Here is a 718-nt window from a genome sequence, read left to right on the forward strand (position 1 = left end):
GCGGTGCTTGTTGGCGGCCCTGTCCACGAGGGACACCTCCTCCACCACCATGTCGACGAGGCGGTGGACGGAGGCGGGGCCTTGGGTGGTGCTCGTCATGTGGCCTCCGGCTGGGAGTCAGCGGCAGTTGTGTCGGAAGGGGGCGTCTCGGAAGACGGGGAGGCCTCGGGGAGCCGGCGCGCGGTGCCGCCAATGCTGAAGCCCGTCAGTTGCCCGTCTTTCACCCGGCCCCAGAGCTCGTCGGAGAGGACGCGCACCGCGAGAAGCCAGGTGCCCTTGCGCACTTGCACCTCGCCCAAGACGAAGTCGACGGGGGCCAGGTAGCTCTCCAGCACCTTGACGTGCCCATTGACTCGCATCTGGTGCATGAGGCCCAGGCCGCCGAACTCCTCCATGAAGCGGTGCGCGGCCTGCCGAATCTCCGCGGCGGAGTAGAGGTCGCCCTGGGCGTCCACCGTCTCCGGCTCCAGGACGACGCCCAGGACGTACCGCTCGTCGTCGGGCTCGACGCCCTTGAGGAGGGATGTCGTGGTGGCGAAGGGGGCGGTGCCGGGCGGCTCCTCCGGTTGCCAGTCGTCGAGCGTGAAGTCCCCGTCACCTTCCAGCGCCTTCGCTGCGGGCTGGTAGTTGCTGACGAGGAGCTGCGTCAGCACGGAGGAGCCGCCCACGCCGCGCATGGCGGCGATGGTGCGAGGCGTCCGGATGCGCTTCACGAGGA

Annotated in this window: 1 protein-coding gene; it reads right to left on the reverse strand. The window is 69.6% G+C overall.

Features of this window, described 5'->3' with window-relative positions; all coding sequences use genetic code 11:
• Positions 1-95: 95 nt before the first annotated feature.
• Positions 96-718: XkdF-like putative serine protease domain-containing protein (locus FJV41_RS49485; RefSeq protein WP_246137914.1), on the reverse strand; the 623-nt coding region annotated here is incomplete at its 5' end.

The organism is Myxococcus llanfairpwllgwyngyllgogerychwyrndrobwllllantysiliogogogochensis (assembly GCF_006636215.1).
Lineage (GTDB): Bacteria > Myxococcota > Myxococcia > Myxococcales > Myxococcaceae > Myxococcus > Myxococcus llanfairpwllgwyngyllgogerychwyrndrobwllllantysiliogogogochensis.